The 17,405-nt window shown below is 75.0% G+C and carries 16 protein-coding genes; 8 read left to right on the forward strand and 8 right to left on the reverse strand.

Translation table 11 applies throughout. From position 1 onward, the window contains the following. Positions 1-28: 28 nt before the first annotated feature. From BLW57_RS25210 to BLW57_RS25230, 5 genes are all read right to left on the reverse strand, one after another. Positions 29-646, reverse strand: coding sequence for a hypothetical protein (locus BLW57_RS25210; protein WP_256339580.1), 618 nt, complete (start codon positions 644-646; stop codon positions 29-31). Continuing rightward, on the reverse strand, positions 643-1,971 hold the full coding sequence (locus BLW57_RS25215) for a hypothetical protein (protein ID WP_093477611.1): 1,329 nt from the start codon (positions 1,969-1,971) through the stop codon (positions 643-645). Before BLW57_RS25215 ends, BLW57_RS25210 begins: the two co-directional genes overlap by 4 nt. After that, positions 1,971-2,747, reverse strand: coding sequence for an ATP-binding cassette domain-containing protein (locus BLW57_RS25220; RefSeq protein WP_256339581.1), 777 nt, complete (start codon positions 2,745-2,747; stop codon positions 1,971-1,973). Before BLW57_RS25220 ends, BLW57_RS25215 begins: the two co-directional genes overlap by 1 nt. Positions 2,748-2,817: 70 nt before the next feature. After that, positions 2,818-3,720: a zf-HC2 domain-containing protein gene (locus BLW57_RS25225; protein WP_093477614.1), complete on the reverse strand. Its 903-nt coding sequence runs from the start codon at positions 3,718-3,720 to the stop codon at positions 2,818-2,820. After that, positions 3,717-4,319 carry an RNA polymerase sigma factor gene (locus BLW57_RS25230; RefSeq protein ID WP_093477615.1) on the reverse strand — a complete coding sequence of 201 codons (603 nt, stop codon included), beginning with the start codon at positions 4,317-4,319 and terminating at the stop codon, positions 3,717-3,719. The genes BLW57_RS25225 and BLW57_RS25230 overlap by 4 nt, the downstream gene beginning before the upstream one ends. Before the next feature lie 160 nt (positions 4,320-4,479). Between BLW57_RS25230 and BLW57_RS25235 the strand changes: the two genes are divergently transcribed. The 3 genes from BLW57_RS25235 (at position 4,480) to BLW57_RS25245 (ending at position 7,366) form a co-directional block, all read left to right on the forward strand. Further along, positions 4,480-4,716, forward strand: a complete 237-nt coding sequence (locus tag BLW57_RS25235; protein ID WP_073894009.1) for a hypothetical protein — start codon at positions 4,480-4,482, stop codon at positions 4,714-4,716. After that, positions 4,717-6,903, forward strand: a complete 2,187-nt coding sequence (gene malQ, locus BLW57_RS25240) for a 4-alpha-glucanotransferase (RefSeq protein WP_256339582.1) — start codon at positions 4,717-4,719, stop codon at positions 6,901-6,903. 199 nt (positions 6,904-7,102) lie between these two features. After that, positions 7,103-7,366 (forward strand): hypothetical protein, encoded by a 264-nt coding sequence (locus BLW57_RS25245; RefSeq protein ID WP_093477616.1) that lies wholly within the window; start codon positions 7,103-7,105, stop codon positions 7,364-7,366. 112 nt (positions 7,367-7,478) lie between these two features. Here BLW57_RS25245 and BLW57_RS25250 read toward each other — a convergent pair whose 3' ends face one another. Further along, positions 7,479-8,126 carry a TetR/AcrR family transcriptional regulator gene (locus tag BLW57_RS25250; RefSeq protein ID WP_093477617.1) on the reverse strand — a complete coding sequence of 216 codons (648 nt, stop codon included), beginning with the start codon at positions 8,124-8,126 and terminating at the stop codon, positions 7,479-7,481. A 128-nt stretch (positions 8,127-8,254) separates the two neighbouring features. Between BLW57_RS25250 and BLW57_RS25255 the strand changes: the two genes are divergently transcribed. The 3 genes from BLW57_RS25255 (at position 8,255) to BLW57_RS25265 (ending at position 11,760) form a co-directional block, all read left to right on the forward strand. After that, positions 8,255-9,766 carry an FAD-dependent monooxygenase gene (locus BLW57_RS25255; protein WP_093480875.1) on the forward strand — a complete coding sequence of 504 codons (1,512 nt, stop codon included), beginning with the start codon at positions 8,255-8,257 and terminating at the stop codon, positions 9,764-9,766. A gap of 88 nt (positions 9,767-9,854) precedes the next feature. After that, positions 9,855-10,841 carry a DMT family transporter gene (locus BLW57_RS25260; RefSeq protein ID WP_093477618.1) on the forward strand — a complete coding sequence of 329 codons (987 nt, stop codon included), beginning with the start codon at positions 9,855-9,857 and terminating at the stop codon, positions 10,839-10,841. Positions 10,842-10,851: 10 nt separating this feature from the next. Further along, the gene (locus BLW57_RS25265; protein WP_093477619.1) at positions 10,852-11,760 is read left to right on the forward strand and encodes a LysR family transcriptional regulator; all 909 of its coding nucleotides are present in this window, start codon (positions 10,852-10,854) and stop codon (positions 11,758-11,760) included. A gap of 79 nt (positions 11,761-11,839) precedes the next feature. Here BLW57_RS25265 and pepN read toward each other — a convergent pair whose 3' ends face one another. After that, positions 11,840-14,416 (reverse strand): aminopeptidase N, encoded by a 2,577-nt coding sequence (pepN, locus tag BLW57_RS25270; RefSeq protein ID WP_093477620.1) that lies wholly within the window; start codon positions 14,414-14,416, stop codon positions 11,840-11,842. A gap of 169 nt (positions 14,417-14,585) precedes the next feature. Beyond that, positions 14,586-15,608 carry an aspartate-semialdehyde dehydrogenase gene (locus BLW57_RS25275; RefSeq protein WP_093477621.1) on the reverse strand — a complete coding sequence of 341 codons (1,023 nt, stop codon included), beginning with the start codon at positions 15,606-15,608 and terminating at the stop codon, positions 14,586-14,588. A 339-nt stretch (positions 15,609-15,947) separates the two neighbouring features. Here BLW57_RS25275 and BLW57_RS25280 point away from each other — a divergent pair, with 339 nt between their 5' ends. Both BLW57_RS25280 and BLW57_RS25285 read left to right on the forward strand, forming a co-directional pair. Then, complete coding sequence (locus BLW57_RS25280) at positions 15,948-16,493, forward strand: sigma-70 family RNA polymerase sigma factor (protein ID WP_093477622.1); 546 nt, start codon at positions 15,948-15,950, stop codon at positions 16,491-16,493. Between the two features lies 1 nt (position 16,494). Beyond that, positions 16,495-17,394 carry a hypothetical protein gene (locus tag BLW57_RS25285; RefSeq protein WP_256339583.1) on the forward strand — a complete coding sequence of 300 codons (900 nt, stop codon included), beginning with the start codon at positions 16,495-16,497 and terminating at the stop codon, positions 17,392-17,394. The last annotated feature ends 11 nt before the right edge of the window (positions 17,395-17,405 follow it).

A 17,405-nucleotide genomic window follows, 5' to 3' on the forward strand; every position in this document is an offset into this window, starting at 1 on the left:
CTCGCGGCCGGCTGCCCCGCCCACCGTCTCAGGTGCGCTGCCCCTCGGGGCGCGCACCCCGGACCGTGTACCAGGCGGTGCCCAGCGCGAACGCGGCCAGGGCCGTCGCCCATGCGCCCTGCTCCGCCCCCGGTTGCATCGGCCACGCCCATACCGCCGCCCCCCAGCCCCGGACGCCGTGGAAGCCCAGGTACAGGGCGGAGACGTAGGCGAAGGCCGGCAGCCAGCTCAGCCGGGCGCCGAGCAGGACGGCGGCGGCCGCCGTGACGCCCGTGCAGCCCAGCGTGTTGCGGATCACCGCGCCCGGCCCGACGGTCTCCGAGTGCCCCAGGACGGCCAGGGGCAGCAGCGCCGCCGCGATCGCGGTCAGCGCCGCGAGCTGGGCCAGGCGCCGCGGCCACCACGGTCGTACGGCCGTGCCGTCCAGCTCCGCCGAGGCCGAGTACAGACTCGCCCCGATCACCGCCGACGCCAGCAGTGGGGCCGACGTCACGATCGCCACCCGGTGGTAGGGGTCCGGGGAGCCGTCCAGCCGCCCGGCGGCCCACACCGCGAAGGCGGTCGTCGCGGCGAGGGCGGCCAGCGCGAGGAGTAGCGAACGTGAGCGGGCGTACAGGAGGGGACCGTGCAGCGGGGGAGCGTTCACAGGGCCGGCACCCCCGCGGCGTCGCAGCGGCCCGCCGTCGCGAAGTACGCCGACAGCCATGCCCTGCGCTCCTTCCCGCTCATCGCCGCGAGGCGCGCCCGCGCGGCCTCCGTCCTGCGCTGTTCGGCACGCTGGGCCTTGGTGCCGTGCCGGTACAGGTCGTCGAAGTGGGACTCGGCGGGGCTGGGCGCCAGGTAGTGCTCGACCAGCTCGTCCAGTTCCAGCACCCGCGGGTCGTCGCACTCCTCGTGCCCCTCCAGCGCGGCGGCCGCCTCCCAGGCGTACTGCCGCGGATCGGTCAGCCGTCCCCGTACGACCGACCACCCGATGGGCGTCACCATCGGCAGGTGCGCCCGGTCGTCGCGCCCGCCAGGCAGGTCGTCCCAGCGCTCCGGCAGGTTCTCCACGCCCGCCAGCTTGTCCGTGATTCCCGACAGCGCCTCCTTGACCTGCGGCAACAGCCCCGCGTACCGGGCGTTGACGCAGATCGCCGGCGTGGTCGAGGTGTCACAGACCTGGCGGCGCGAGAGCGGATCGGAGTGCCACAGGCCCTCGCCGGTCTGCACCAGCAGGGTGCCCGCGGCCACGGCGGCGGCCAGCGGCAGCAGGGCCGTCGCCCGGCGCCGGGCGGCGTACGCCAGCACGGCGGCGAGGGCCAGCCCGCCCGTCCAGACGGCCATCGCCCCCGGCTGCCACCACACGGGAAGCTGGTGGTCACCGATCACGCGGGCGGGACTCAGCTCGTGGCTCGCGCCCGAAGGGCGGCGCGGGAGCACCCCGAGGCCCACGTACCCGGCGACGGCCAGCAGCGGAGCCGCCAGCCGCGTCGGCACGACCCGGCCGAGCACCTGGCCCGCCAGCGAGGCCGACGCCATGGCCACCGTGTCGCCGGGCAGCAGCCCGAGACGCGGCCCGCCGCCCAGCGCGTACGGCCAGCACGCGAGCAGCGCCAGAGCCGCACCGGTCAGGTAGCCGGCCGCGACCCAGACGGCCGTCGGGAGCGCCGAGGCCAGGAACCCGGTCAGCGGCGGCCGTACGGCCGCGGCCCACAGCTCCTCGGTACGGCGCCGCCGCTCGCGCCCGCCCTGCCAGCAGCCCGCGGCGGCGGCCAGCGGCACCAGGATCAGCAGCGCGGTGTGCAGGTCGGCGGCCGTCGCCCCCCAGTCACCCTGCCACTTGGTCCCATTGCCGCCCAGCATCACGCCGAGCGTCAGCAGGACCGCGGCCCCCGCGAACGGCGCGAAGCCGCGTACGGCCTCCGCCCGGACGGGATGCGGCGCACGCCGCCGCGCCGACGGTGCTCTCCCTTCGGTGACCGCGGTCATCACACCGCCTCCCGTGCGCCCGCGTCCGCCGCGCGGTGGGCCCGCAGGGCGGCGGTGTACCCGCGCTCGATCGGATGGTCGCCGGGGCCGCCGGAGGTTTCGCCGAGCGCGGAGAGCGCCTCGGGCGTGCCGCGGTAGGCGACCCGCCCGGCGTCGAGGAGGGTGACCTCGGTGCATGCGGCGGCCACGTCCTCCACCAGGTGCGTCGCGACCACGACCGTCGCCGTGACACCCAGCTCCCGCAGCAGCGCGCGGAACTCCACCCGCTGCTCCGGATCCAACCCGGCGGTCGGCTCGTCCAGGAGCAGGACGGCCGGGTCGTTGACGACGGCCTGCGCGATGCCGACCCGGCGGACCATGCCGCCGGACAGGGTCCGCACCTTCGCGTCGATACGGTCCTCGAGACCCACCCGGGCCACGGCCCGCTCCACGGCGTCCGGCACCCGCTCGGCGGGCATCTCCTTCAGCCAGGCCATGTACGCCACGAACTCCCGCACGGTGAAGCCCGGGTAGTAGCCGAACTCCTGCGGCAGGTAGCCGAGCCGGCGCCGCACCTCCGTCCGGCCGCGGTGCCCGGCGGTGTCCTCGCCGAGGATCTCCACCCGCCCGGCGTCCGGCCGGGCGACGGTGGCCAGCACCCGGATCAGCGAGGTCTTCCCGGCCCCGTTCGGCCCGAGCAGCCCGTGCACACCGAGGCCGAGGCCGAGGTCCAGGGAGTCGAGGGCGAGCGTTCTGCGGTGCCGGACCCGCAGGCCGGACACACGTATCGAAGTCAAGGTCTCTCCAGGCGGATCAAGGAAAGCGATGAAGGGTGGGGGTCGGCGGGGGCGGGTGTGCCGCCTGCCGTCACCGGCCGAGCGGGCGGTCGTACACGGGGCGGCGGGCCGTCACCAGGACCGCGCTCAGCACGGCCGCCGACGCCCACGCGCTCTGCGCGCCGACGCCGTCGAAGCAGCGGGAGAGCTGCTCGGCCAGCCGCGCGCCGGCCGCGCCGCCGGGTGCGGCGGGCACCGGGCCGAGGACGGCCAGCAGCCAGCCGCCGCCCGTCAGCAGGGCAGCCGTCCGGCACCCCACGAAGGAGGCCAGGGCCAGCGAGCCGAGCGCCAGCGCCAGCCCCGGCAGCAGCCAGGCCGCGGCGGCCGGGGCGCCGGACGCGGGCAGCAGCAGACCGGTGAGGGTCAGCAGCGGCAGGCTCACCGCCAGGACGGCGACCGTCCGGGTGAGCGCGAGCCGCAGCCCGCCGCCCGGGGTGGCCGCGGCGACCTCGTGCAGCGGGTCGGCGTGCGGACCGTAGGACAGGGCGACCCCCGCGACCGGCACGACCGGGGCGACCGCCAGCAGCAGTGCCCGCGCCCCGGGGTATCCGGTGCCGTACGCCAGGGCCAGCGCCCCGGCGGCCACCACGAGCACCGCGGGCAGCCACGCCCCGCGCACCGCGGGCCCCGCGGCCCACAGCAGCCTCGCGAACCGGTGGGACACGGGCGGCCTCCGCGGGCTGCCGCGCCGCACGGCGGGCGTCGCCGGCACCGGCGCCGAGGGCATCGAGGCCAGGACCGCGTCCCGCACCTGCGCGAGGACCGTCCCGGCCGCCGTGCCGCGCACCGCCTCCGACACCGTGGCCGCGCAGCCCCCGCAGCCCTCCACGTGCTTCTCCAGGGACCATGCGTCCGGCTCCGGCAGCACGCCCTCGGCGTAGCGGGCGGCGAGGTCGTCGGACACGTGCCAGATGCGCGCGTTGCCGTTCGTCATGCCGTGCCTCCCAGCGGGGACGGGTGCAGCAGGTCCAGGGCCGCCCGCAGCTCGGCGCGGGCCCGCCGGGCGCGGGACTTGACCGTGCCCTCGGGTATGCCGAGCAGCCGGGCCGCCTCCCGCGTGGTCAGCCCGTCCACGACGGTCGCGCGCAGCACCTCGCGCAGCTCGGGGGAGATCCGGTCGAGGGCGGCGCCGACATCGCCGTACTCCAGCCCCGCCAGCACCCGGTCCTCCGCGGACGGCGCGGCGGCGGGCTCGTACCGCCCGGCGGAACCGGGCTCCAGCGGAGGCCCGGCGAACCGCGCGACCCGTTCCTGCGCGCGCCGGGCGTCGACCAGGCGGCGCGCGGCGATCGTCCACAGCCAGCCGCCGGCGTCCTCTCCGCGGTGCCCGGCCGCCGACCGCCACACCGTGACGAACGTGTCCTGCACCACCTCGCGCACGACCTCCGGGTCGGCGCACCGCCGGGTCAGCCGCGCGTGCAGCCAGCCCGCGTGCCGGTCGTACAGGGTGGCCATCGCGGCCGCGTCCCCCGCGGCGACGGCCCGCAACAGCGCGGCGTCCGCGCCGTCGTCCTTCTCCCGCTGGCCCCCCATGGGGCGGAACAGTCTCACACCTCCTCTATCGATCACCGGCCCGGCAACGGATCACCGCCACCCCATCAGGTGCTCCGGCAACGGCCACGCGTGCCGACGCCGTCATTGGGTAGGCCTGCCGTAAACCGTCAAAAGCCGCACCATCGAAAAGGAGGCCCCAGTGGCCGCACCCACGATCCCGGCCCAGTTCAAACCCGTGGCGGAGCAGTCCGCCGACACCGACACGGTCCGCCTGTGCGTCTTCAGCGCGGAGAGCGCCTGCACCCAGGCCCCCCTCACCAGCGAACCGCCGCTGCCCGATGCCGAGCCCCTGACCAGTGAGCCGCCGCTCGCCGAGGCCGCCCCGCTGACCAGCGAGTCCGACCCGGTCCCGGACTGCTACGCCCCGGGGCTGTAGATGGCCGCGGGGCACGACGACGCGGAGCTGCCCGGGCCGGCCGGAACCGTCGCGGCCGGACCCGGCGACACGGGCGCGGCGTCCGCGCCCGCCGGTGAGGACCTCACCCGGCTCGCCGGGCTGCACGGGGTCGCCACCTCCTACAGTCCCGCGCCGGACCAAACCGTCGCGGTACCCGCCTCCGCCGTGGCCGCCGCCCTGACCGCCCTCGGCGTCGACGCGGGCACCCCGGACGCCGTCCGCGCCGCGCTCGCCGAGCGGGAACGCGAACTGCGCGAACGCCTGCTGCCGCCGACGGTGGTGCAGTGGGCCGGCGCCGAGCCGCCCGCCGCCCTCGCCGCACTGCCCCCCGGAACCCGGCTGGACGTGGTGACCGAGGACGGGCAGGAGCGCGAGGGGACCGCCGGCCTCCCGCTCGGCGTCCACCGGCTCACTGCCCTCGCGCCCGACGGGCGCACCGGCCGGGCCCACCTCGTCGTCGCCCCCGACCGCCTCCCCGCCCCGCCAGGACGCTCCTCGGGCGTTCTCGTCCAGCTGTACTCCCTGCTCTCCCACCGCTCCTGGGGCATGGGCGACCTCGGTGACCTCGCCGAGCTCGCGAGCTGGGCGGGGCGCACCGCCGGAGCCGGGTTCGTGCAGGTCAACCCCCTGCACGCGGCCGTGCCCGGTGCTCCCACCGATCCCTCCCCGTACCGGCCCTCCTCCCGCCGTTTCCCCGACCCCGTGCACCTGCGGATCGAGGAGATCCCCGAGTTCGGCTACGTCGAGGACCGCGAGCGCCTGGCCGCCCTGCTGGAGCGGGCCGGGCGGCTGCGGGAGGACGTACTCGACAAGGGCGCGCTCATCGACCGGGACGCCGTGTGGGAGCTGAAGCGGGAGGCACTGGAGCTGGTTCTCGCCGTCCCCCTCGGCCCCGGCCGGCAGGCCGCCTACGACGACTTCCGCGCCGCTCACGGCCAGGCCCTCGACGACCACGCCACCTGGTGCGCCCTCGCCGAGGTGCACGGCTCCGACTGGCACGGCTGGCCGGACGGGCTGCGCGACCCCCGCTCGCCCGCCACCGCCCGTGCCCGCGCCGAACTCGCCGGCCGGGTGGCCTTCCACGCCCGCCTGGCCTGGCTCACCGACGGCCAGCTGCGGGCGGCCCAGCGTGCCGCCCGCGAGGCCGGCATGCCGGTCGGGATCGTGCACGACCTCGCCGTCGGAGTGCACCCGGTGGGCGCCGACGCCTGGGCGCAGCAGGACGTGTTCGCCGCCGGAATGTCGGTCGGCGCGCCACCGGACGCCTTCAACGCCCGCGGCCAGGACTGGGGCCTGCCGCCCTGGCGTCCCGACCGGCTCGCCGCCACGGGCCACGCCCCCTACCGCGAACTCCTGCGCGCCCTCTTCCGGTACGCGGGCGCGCTGCGCATCGACCACGTCATGGGCCTGTTCCGGCTCTGGTGGGTGCCGCAGGGCAGCCCGCCCACCGAGGGCACCTACGTGCGTCACGACGCCGACGCCATGCTCGCGATCCTCGCCCTGGAGGCCACCCGCGCCGGGGCCGTGGTCATCGGCGAGGACCTGGGCACGGTCGAACCCGGCGTGCGCGAGGCGCTGCAGCGGCGCGGAGTGCTCGGCACCTCCGTGCTGTGGTTCGAGCGGGACTGGGAGGGCGACGGACACCCGCTGCCGCCCGAGCGGTGGCGCGCCGACTGCCTGGCCACCGCCACCACCCACGACCTGCCGCCCACCGCCGCCCGGCTCACCGGCGACCACGTCGACCTGCGCGACCGCCTGGGACTGCTCACCCGTTCGGCCGTCGAGGAACGCGCCGAGGCCGCGGCGGACACGGCGGAGTGGCTCGCCCTGCTCGGCAGCCTCGGCCTGCTGGACAGCCCGGCGGCCGGACCGGCCGGTTCCGACGAGGAGGAGGAGATCCGCGCGGTCCACCGCTTCCTGCTGCGCACTCCGGCCCGGCTGATCGGGGTCTGGCTGCCGGACGGCGTGGGCGACCGCCGCCCGCAGAACCTGCCGGGCACCTGGGACCAATATCCCAACTGGCGGCTGCCGATCGCCGACCGGGAAGGCAGGCCGGTGCCGCTGGAGGAGCTGACGGCGTCGCCGCGGCTGCGGGGCCTGCTGGAGGTGCTGCGGCCGTCCGGCCCGTCGGGCGCGCCGGGTCCGTCGGGCACGCCGGGCGCGTGAGGAGGAGGGACTGCCGTACGGCGGAGGGCGCCGGCGTACGGCAGGGGGCGTCGGCGTGCGGTCCGGGTGCCGGCGGGCGGTCGGCGCCCTGCTGTTGCCTGGGGCTCCCGCCGCGAGGCCGCGGTCCCGCCCGGTGCGCAGGCCCTGCTAGGGCACCCCGGGCGCGCGGCCCCGACGACCGTTCGCTAACTTGAGTTCCGTGGACAAGAAGAACGCCCTGCGCGCCGGCGCCCTGGCCGCCGGTACGACGCTGATGATGCTGCTCATGTCGTCCCCCGCGCTCGCGCTGACCCGCGACGACGGCGACGACCCCGGCCCCGGCCTGAGCGTCATCCAGACGCTGGGCCTCTACGTGCTCCTCCCGGTCGCGCTGTTCGTGGTCATCGCCGGCCTGGTGATGCTGCTGGACAAGTCGCACGCCAAGAAGGACGACACCACGTCCAACGTCCGGGCCAAGGCCTGACGACTGCTTCTCCCGCCGGGGCGCCCGTCCCACCCGCGGTACGCGCACACGCCGTACGGGGTGAGACCGGCGCCCTCGGTGTTTTCCGCCGGGGGACCGGTCAGGGGGTCGGCTAGGGCTTCGGTGCCGTCAGGTAGCGCTGGACCGTCGGCCCGAGCCAGGCCACCAGTTCCTCCCGGGTGAGCACGCGGGCCGCCGGCAGCCTCAGCACGTAGCGGGTCAGCGCGAGACCCAGCAGCTGTGCGGCACAGAGCGCGGCCCGGGCCGGCACCTGCTCGGGGTCGGGGCAGGCCTGCCGGGCCACCGGCAGCAGCTGCTCCCGGAAGATGTCCTGCATCCGCTCGGCGCCGGCCTCGTTGGTGGCACCCACCCGGAGGACGGCCGTCAGCTCCTCGTTCTCCTCCCACAGGTTCAGGAAGTGGCCCACCAGCGTCCGCCCGATGTCCTCGCGCGGTACCTGTGCCAGGTCGGGCAGCCGCAGATCCAGCGCGACGGCCGCCGCGAACAGGCCCTCCTTGCTGCCGAAGTAGCGCATCACCATCGACGGGTCGATGCGCGCGTCCCTGGCGACGGCCCGGATGGTGGCCCGCTCGTACCCGTCGGCGGCGAAGCGCTCCCGGGCCGCGGCGAGGATGGCGGACCGGGTGGCGCCGGAACGGCGCGCCTGCCCGGTGACGCGGGCACCGGACTCCTTCCCCGCCTGCTTCGTCCGCGCGCCGGACTGCTCCCCGGCCTGGTTCGTCTCCGTGCTGCCCGTCATGCCCACGAGCGTAGGCCAACACACGTGGGCCAACAAGTGTTGACCGGGCGTCGCCGCCGTCCTACGCTTGCCAACAAGCGTTGACCAACAGTTGTTGACCAACAGGCGTCGGCACCCCGGAGGCCATGATGAGCGGCACCACCGAACCCACCGGTACCCACCGCACCGACACCACCCCGGTGCCCCGCGTCGTGATCGTCGGCTGCGGCCCCACCGGGCTCCTGCTCGCGGGCGACCTCGCCGCCGCCGGCGTCCCGGTCACCGTCCTGGAGAAGCGCCCCCACCGGATCAGCAACCTCTCCCGCGCGTTCGTCCTGCACGCCCGCACCCTCGAACAGCTCGACGCCCGTGGCCTCGCCGACGATCTGGAGGCCGTCGGGCAGCCCCTCGACCGGCTCGGTCTCTTCGGCCGGCTGACCATGGACCTCTCCGCCCTCCCCTCCCGCTACCGCCACCTCCTCGTCCTCCCGCAGTACGAGGTGGAGAAGGCGCTGGAGCGGCGCGCGGTCGAGGCGGGCGCCGACTTCCGCTACGAGACCGAGCTGACCGGGCTCACCCAGGACGCGGCCGGCGTGACGGTCGAGGCCCGCGGACCGGAGGGGTGCACGGAGACGGTCCGGGCCGCGTACGTCGTCGGTGCCGACGGGATGCGCAGTGCGGTGCGGCAGGCGATCGGGCTGCCCTTCCCGGGCCGGTCGGTGATCCGGTCCGTCGTGCTCGCCGACGTCCGGCTCGCCGAGAAGCCCCCGACTCTGCTCACCGTCGACGCCGTCGGCGACGCCTTCGCCTTCCTCGCGCCGTTCGGTGACGGCTACTACCGGGTGATCGGCTGGCACCGCGGCCGTGACGTCGCCGACCACGAGCCCCTGGAACTGGCGGAGGTCAAGGAGATCACGCGGCTCGCGCTCGGCCGGGACTTCGGGATGCACGACGCCCGCTGGATGTCCCGCTTCCACAGTGACGAGCGGCAGGCGCCGGCCTACCGGGTCGGCCGGGTCTTCCTCGCCGGCGACGCCGCGCACGTGCACACCCCGGCCGGCGGGCAGGGGATGAACACCGGCCTCCAGGACGCGGCGAACCTGAGCTGGAAGCTCGCCGCCGTGGTGGGCGGCCATGCGGACCCCGCCCTGCTGGCCACCTACCAGGACGAACGGCACCCGGTCGGCCGGGCGGTGCTGCGCAGCAGCGGAGGGATCGTGCGCCTCGCCATGGCCAAGCGCCCCTGGACGCTGGCGGCCCGCGCCGCGCTCACCGCGTTCCTCGACGCGTGCGGCCCGGCCCGCCGCAAGGTCGCCGGCCAGATCACAGGCATCGGCTACCGCTATCCCGCACCGCGCGGCTCCCACGCCCTCACCGGCGCCCGCGTCCCGGACGTCACGCTGTGCGGCGGCGGCCGCCTGTACGAGGCGCTGCGCGGCGGACGGTTCGTACTGATCACGCCGGAGCCTTACGAGGCGGGATCCGGCCGCGCGGACCGGCTGGCCGTGGTCCGCCGAGCGGGCGGCCGCCGCACCACCGTGCTGGTGCGGCCCGACGGCTACGCGGCCTGGGCCGCCGACGCGCCGGCACCGGCGGAGATCGAGACGGCCGTCACCCGCCACCTCGGCCCTACGATCTCCGAAACCGTTCAGTTCAGCTGAAGAAAACACTCGAAAAGTTTCGATGGACCTGACAGGTCGGGCGCTGGGACGGTGAGGGAGCACCCACTCCCGCACGGAAAGGACCCCCGTGGCCGCCGTCCTGCACCGGACCACCGCCTCGCCCCGCCCCACCCTTCCGTCCCGCCGGGCAGCCGACCCGCTCCTCGGACTCGCCTGCGCCGCCCTCGCCACGGTCGTCTGGTCCGGCAGCTTCGTCACCTCCCGCGGTCTGCACGACAGCGTCCCGCCCGTCCAGCAGGCCTTCTGGCGCTGGGTCGTCGCACTGATCGCCGTCGCTCCCTTCGGCGCCCGGCAGGCATGGCGGGCGCGGGCCCGGATCCGACGGCACGGCCGCTACGTCCTGTGCGCCTCGCTGCTCGGGGTGGCCGCCTACAACACCCTCGTGAACCAGGCCGGTCTGACCACCCCGGCCGCCACCATGGGCATGATCATGGCCGCCTCCCCGGTGCTCATGGCGGTGTGCGACCGGCTGGCCGGCGTCCGGCTCGGCACGCGGCGCACCGCCGGACTGATCGTCGCCTGCGCGGGCGTGACGCTGCTCGTCGGCGGCGACGCGGACCTCTCGGCCGGCGGTCTGTGGATGACCGGCGCCGCCTGCTGCTTCGCCGGCTACAGCGCGCTGCTGCGCCGCCGGCCCGCGGAACTCGGCGGAGCCGCCTTCCTGTTCACCACCTTCCTGGCGGGCACGGTCCTGCTGCTGCCCGCCCAGGCCGTCAGTCTCGCCGTGCAGGGCGGCTTCACCCCGTCCCCCGGGACGGTGCTGCCCCTGCTCTACGTCGGCGTGGCCTCCTCCGCCGTGGCATTCTTCGCCTGGAACAAGGCCGTCGCCCTGATCGGCGCCACCCGCGCCGGCGTCGTCTACTACCTCCAGCCGGTCTGCGTGGCCCTGCTGTCCTGGGCGGTACTCGGCGAGCGCACCGGATGGCCGCAACTGCTGTGCCTGGCACTGATCCTGGGCGGCGTCGTCCTCGGCGCCGGCACCGGTCGCCGGGCCGTGCCGCACGGCGTGGGACCCGGCAGCTCGGCGGCCGGCCGGCGCGGTGACGACAGGTAACGTGCGCGCCATGGCCGAGTGGGACCTGAGGAAGCTGCGGATCCTGCGCACCCTGCGCGAGCGGGGGACCGTGACGGCGACGGCCGAGGCCCTGCACATGACTCCGTCCGCCGTCTCCCAGCAACTCACCAACCTCGCCCGGCAGCTCGGCGTGCCCCTGTTGGAGGCGCAGGGCCGCCGGGTGCGGCTCACCGACGCGGCCCGGCTGGTGCTGGCCCACGCCGAGGCGGTGTTCGAGCAGCTGGAGCGGGCGGACGCGGCACTCGCGGCGTACGCGCGGGGAGACGCCGGCGAGGTACGCGTCGGCGCCTTCCCGACGGCGGTGCCCGCCCTGGTCGTACCGGCCGTCCGGGCCCTGCGCGAGTCGCACCCCCGGATCTCGGTACGGGTCAGGGAGGCGGAGGCCGCCGAGGCCTACGAGCTGCTGGCCGCAGGAGAGGTGGACCTCGCCCTGTCCCTCGCGGCCGAGGCGCCGAGCGCGGCGGACTCCCGCCTCACCCGCGTGCCCCTGCTCACCGACCCGCTGGACGTCGCCCTGCCGCCGCGCCATCCGCTCGCCCGCGCCGACGGGCTGCGGCTGCCGGACCTCGCGGCGGAACCCTGGATCTTCGGCGGCAGCGGACCCTGGTCCGACATCACCCGGCGCGCCTGCGAGGCGGCCGGCTTCAGCCCCCACCAGGGCCACTCCGCCTCCGGCTGGACCGCGATCCTCGCCATGGTGGAGGCGGGGATGGGCGTCGCCCTGGTACCGAGGATGGCGGCCGGCCGCCGTACGGGCGTGGTCCTGCGCGAACTGGGCCCGGACCGGCCCGTACGCCATGTGGTGGGCGCGGTGCGCAAGGGCGCGGAGAACGGAACCGCGGTGACCCGTGTCCTGCGGGCCCTGCACGACGCGGCCGCCACCAGGGCCGGCGGCTAGCGGGCGCGGCGGCCCGGTGGCGGCCCATGCGAAAGGGCGCCCGGTGGCTCACCGGGCGCCCTCCGTCGCGGTCCGGCGGTTACGCGGCGGCCGCCGCGTCCGCCGCCTGGGCCCGCAGCGCGCGCTCGACGCCCGCACGGGACTCCGAGACGAGGCGGCGCAGGGCCGCGCTCGGCTCGGCCGCGGCCAGCCAGGAGTCCGTCTTGGCCAGGATCTCCTCGGAGACCTGCACCGACGGGTACAGACCGATCGCGATCTGCTGGGCGATCTCGTGGGACCGGGAGTCCCACACGCCCTTGAGGATCTCGAAGTACCTGTCCGTGTAGTCGGCCAGCAGCTCGCGCTGGTCGGTCTGCACGAAGCCGCCGATCACGGCCTCCTGCACGGCGTTGGGCAGCTTGTCGGACTCGACGACCGACGCCCACGCCTCCGCCTTGGCCTCGGCGGTGGGCCGGGCCGCGCGGGCGGTGGCCGCGTGCCGCTCACCGGCGGCGGTGCGGTCCCGCTCGTACTCGTTCGCGATCTCGGCCTCGTCGAACCGGCCGACCGCCGCGAGCCGCTGCACGAACGCCCAGCGCAGCTCGGTGTCCACGGCCAGCCCCTCGACGGTCTGCGTGCCGTCCAGCAGGGCCTCCAGCAGGTCCAGCTGCTCCGGGGTGCGCGCGGTCGCCGCGAACGCCCGGGCCCAGGCCAGCTGGTGGTCGCCGGCCGGCTCGGCCGCCCGCAGGTGGGCCAGCGTGGCGTCGGTCCAGCGGGCCAGCAGCGCCTCGCGGGCGGCCGGGTCGGCGTACAGGTCGATCGCCAGCTTGACCTGGCGGTGCAGCGACTGCACGACCCCGATGTCGGACTCCTTGCCGATGCCCGACAGGACGAGGGAGAGGTAGTCGCGGGCGGCCAGCTCGGCGTCCCGCGTCATGTCCCAGGCCGACGCCCAGGACAGCGCGCGCGGCAGGGACGCCTCGAAGTCGCCGAGGTGCTCGGTGACGGTCTTCAGCGACTCCTCGTCCAGGCGGACCTTGGCGTAGGACAGGTCGTCGTCGTTGAGCAGGACGACCGCCGGACGGGGCCTGCCGCCCAGCTGCGGTACGGCGGTCAGTTCGCCGTCGACGTCCAGCTCGATCCGCTCGGTGCGCACCAGCTTGCCGCTCGCGGCGTCCAGGTCGTACAGGCCGATCGCGATGCGGTGCGGCCGCAGGGTCGGCTCGCCCTTGGCGCCGGCCGGCAGGGGCGGGGCCTCCTGGCGGACGGCGAAGGAGGTGATGAGACCGTCGGCGTCGGTGGCGATCTCGGGCCGCAGGATGTTGATGCCGGCGGTCTCCAGCCACTTCTTCGACCAGGTCTTCAGGTCACGCCCCGAGGTCTCCTCCAGGGCGCCCAGCAGGTCCGACAGACGCGTGTTGCCGAAGGCGTGCCGCTTGAAGTAGGCCTGCACGCCCCGGAAGAACTCGTCCTCACCGACGTACGCGACGAGCTGCTTCAGCACGCTCGCGCCCTTGGCGTAGGTGATGCCGTCGAAGTTGACGAGCACGTCGTCCAGGTCGCGGATGTCCGCCATGATCGGGTGCGTGGACGGCAGCTGGTCCTGCCGGTACGCCCAGGTCTTCATCGAGTTGGCGAACGTGGTCCACGAGTGCGGCCAGCGGGAGCCCGGCGCGGCGGCCTGGCAGGCGATGGAGGTGTAGGTGGCGAACGACTCGTTCAGCCACAGGTCGTTCCACCACTCCATGGTGACCAGGTCGCCGAACCACATGTGGGCCAGCTCGTGCAGGATGGTCTCCGCCCGCACCTCGTACGCCGCGTCGGTCACCTTGGACCGGAAGACGTACTGGTCGCGGATGGTGACGGCGCCCGCGTTCTCCATCGCGCCCGCGTTGAACTCCGGCACGAACAGCTGGTCGTACTTGGCGAACGGGTACGCGTAGTCGAACTTCTCCTGGAACCAGTCGAAGCCCTGCCGGGTGACCTCGAAGATCGCGTCCGAGTCGAGGAACTCGGCGAGCGAGGGCCGGCAGTAGATGCCGAGCGGCACGGACTGCCCGTCCTTCTCGTACACGCTGTGCACCGAGTGGTACGGGCCGACGATCAGGGCCGTGATGTACGAGGAGATCCGGGGCGTCGGCTCGAAGGCCCAGACGTCGTCCTTGGGCTCCGGCGTGGGCGAGTTCGAAATGACCGTCCAGCCAGTCGGTGCCTTCACCGTGAACTGGAAGGTGGCCTTCAGGTCGGGCTGCTCGAAGGAGGCGAAGACGCGGCGGGCGTCGGGGACCTCGAACTGGGTGTACAGGTAGGCCTGCTCGTCGACCGGGTCGACGAAGCGGTGCAGGCCCTCACCGGTGTTGGTGTAGGCGCAGTCGGCGACGACCCGCAGGACGTTGCGTCCCTGGAGCAGCCCCGGCAGGGCGATCCGCGAGTCGGCGAAGACCGCGGCGGGATCCAGCTGGTCGCCGTTGAGGACCACCTCGTGGACGGTCGGGGCCACCAGGTCGATGAACGACTCCGCGCCGTTCCGGGCGACGTCGAAGCGCACCGTGGTCACGGACCGGTAGGTACCGCCCTCCTGCGCGCCGGAGAGGTCGAGATCGATCTCGTACGAGTCAACGGTCAGCAGCTCGGCCCGCTGCTGTGCCTCTTCGCGAGTCAGGTTTGTGCCAGGCACGCGGTCATCTCCTCGTTATGTGTCGGTTGCGTCATCCTTCCATGCGATCGAGGGGTAAGGCGATGTCCGGTTCCCGCCGGTGGGTGTGGCGGTGCGGGCGGGGCCGGGGAACGGGGAAGGGGCGGTCACGTCGCCGTGACCGCCCCTTCCCGCACACGCCGTGCGCGCCCTACTTCTTCGCGGACAGCTCCGCCGCCACCAGCTCCGCGATCTGCACCGCGTTCAGCGCGGCGCCCTTGCGGAGGTTGTCGTTGGAGATGAACAGCGCGAGGCCGTTGTCCACCGTCTCGTCGCGGCGGATCCGGCCGACGTACGAGGGGTCCTGGCCGGCCGCCTGCAGCGGGGTCGGGATCTCGGAGAGGGCGACGCCGGGGGCCTTCGCGAGCAGCTCGGTCGCGCGTTCGGGGGAGATCGGGCGGGCGAAACGGGCGTTGACCTGGAGGGAGTGGCCGGAGAAGACCGGGACGCGCACGCAGGTGCCGGAGACCTTCAGGTCGGGGATCTCGAGGATCTTGCGGGACTCGTTGCGCAGCTTCTGCTCCTCGTCGGTCTCGTTCAGACCGTCGTCGACGATGCTGCCCGCCAGCGGGAGCACGTTGAAGGCGATGGTGCGCTGGTATACCTGCGGCTCGGGGAAGTCGACCGCGGCGCCGTCGTGGGTCAGCTTGTCGGCCTCGGCGGCGGCCTTCTGCACCTGGCCGTGCAGTTCGGCCACGCCCGCCAGACCGGAACCGGACACCGCCTGGTAGGTGGCGACGATCAGCGCCTCCAGGCCGGCGTCCTCGTGCAGCACCTTCAAAACCGGCATGGCGGCCATGGTGGTGCAGTTCGGGTTGGCGATGATGCCCTTGGGACGGTCGGCGATCGCGTGCGGGTTCACCTCGGAGACGACCAGCGGGACCTCGGGGTCCTTGCGCCAGGCGGAGGAGTTGTCGATCACGACGGCGCCCTGCGAGGCCACCTTCTCGGCCAGCGCCCGGGAGGTCGCGCCGCCCGCGGAGAAGATCACGATGTCGAGGCCGGTGTAGTCGGCGGTCGTCGCGTCCTCCACCGTCACGCCGTCCAGCACCGTCCCGGCCGAGCGGGCCGAGGCGAACAGGCGCAGCTCCGTGACCGGGAAGTTCCGCTCCACGAGGATCCTGCGCATGACCGTGCCGACCTGACCGGTGGCTCCGACGATTCCGACCCTCACAGCGTCTCCCTCTTTGTGTCTCTGGCATGACCGGGGCTTTTCCATCATGCGGCCGACCCCGGTCCACCTGTCCAATTCTTTGCGCCGCGTGCCCGAAGAATGGGACACGGGCGCCCGGCGGACGGTTCCACAACTCCGTCGGACACCCGGCTGAGCTGGAGAAATTCGTTCCTGGGGGCGTCCGCGCCGGAAGCTGTGCTGTGCGGTTCCTGCCCGTCCGGGTTCCGGCCACACGGAGGTGTGACGTACACCTCTGCGGGCGACGGAGAAATCCCGGCCGCGCCCGAACGTTCCGCCCGGCTCCGGCGTCGTAGGGGCAAACGCGTGAGGGGGTGGCTTGTGCTGCGCGGAGGGGCGCGCCGCGATCAGGGGGCGTACGCCGGTGCGGAACGTGCCGGTGACGATCCGCTGGACGCGGCCCAGGAACGCCGGGTGCGGGCGGTGCTCGCGCTGGGCGGGGTGCCGCAGTCGGACCTGCCGGACGGGGTGCAGCAGGTGCGGCTGCGGCTGCTGGAGCGGACGGCGAGCGGCCGCGAGGCACCGCGGGACGTGTCGGCGTGGGCGGCGGTGGTCGCCTCCAACCTCGCCATGGACTGGCACCGGGCCAAGCGGCGCCGGGAACGGCTGGGGGAGCGGCTGGCCGCGCTGCACGAGCCCGCGCACCCCTCCGGCGAGGAGACCAGCCTGCTCTCCCTCGCCGTCGCCCGGGGCCTGGACGAACTGCCCGCCGCGCAGCGGCAGGTGGTCGTCCTGCGCTTCTTCGCCGACCTGCCGGTGCGGGGCATAGCCGAGGAGCTGGGCATTCCCGAGGGCACGGTCAAGAGCAGGCTGCACACGGCGGTCCGCGCGCTGCGCGAGCGGCTGCACGACGACGAGGTGGTGTGACGTGACCGCCGGACACGACAGTGCGCGGGGCGCGGAGGACGCCGGGGAGTACGGCGGCATGGACGCCCTGATGGCGGCGATCACCGGCGACCCCCTGCCGGCGGACGCCCGACGGGACCCCGCCTTCCTGGCCGAGCACCGGGCGGCCGAGGCCGACCTGGCGCTGCTGAGGGAGCACCTGGACCGGCTGGCCCGGGCGCTGACCGAGGAACCCCTGGCCGAAGGGCGCGAGGACCGGTCCCCGGAGTCGCCGGCGCCGTCGGAGGGCCCGGCGCCCTCGCCGGCCCCGGCCGGACGCCCGGCGGGTGGACGGCCGCGGAGCGTCACGCGTCCCGCCGGGCCGTCCCGGCCCCCGCGTCCGGGCCGTCCGTCCGGCCCGCGCCGTGCGCTGCGCATCGCGCTCGGCACGCTCGCCGGTGCCGCGGCCTGCTCGCTGGTCGTCGGCTTCGGCTGGCTGGTCACGCAGGCGGGCCTCGGCGCGGACGACAGCGCCGGGGACGCGAAGAGCGCCGCCGACGCCGGGGGGAAGTCGGTGACTCCGGAGGCCGCCGGGCGCCCGGCGGATCCGGAGCGCGAGCTGGCCTGCTCCCGGCTGGTGGTCGAGGGCACGGTGGTGAAGGTGCAGCGGCGGCAGGGCTCCTCGTGGAGCCGGGTCACGCTGACCGTGACCCGCTCCTACCGGCCCGCGCACGGCCCGGCCGAGGTCGGTTTCCTGCTCGACGGCACCGCGGAACCGGCGCCCCGCACCGGACAGCACGTGCTCGTGCGGGTCGCCCGCGGCGAGGAGCGCGCGAGTCTGTGGTCGGTGGGCGACACCCGGGTGGCCGCCGACCGCGCCTGGATCGTCCGGGCCCTGCCCGGCTCCCGGCACACGGCCTGCACCCCGGAAGGCGGGTCGTGAGCTCAAGCGTG

It is taken from the genome of Streptomyces sp. 1222.5, from assembly GCF_900105245.1.
GTDB classification, from domain to species: domain Bacteria; phylum Actinomycetota; class Actinomycetes; order Streptomycetales; family Streptomycetaceae; genus Streptomyces; species Streptomyces albidocamelliae.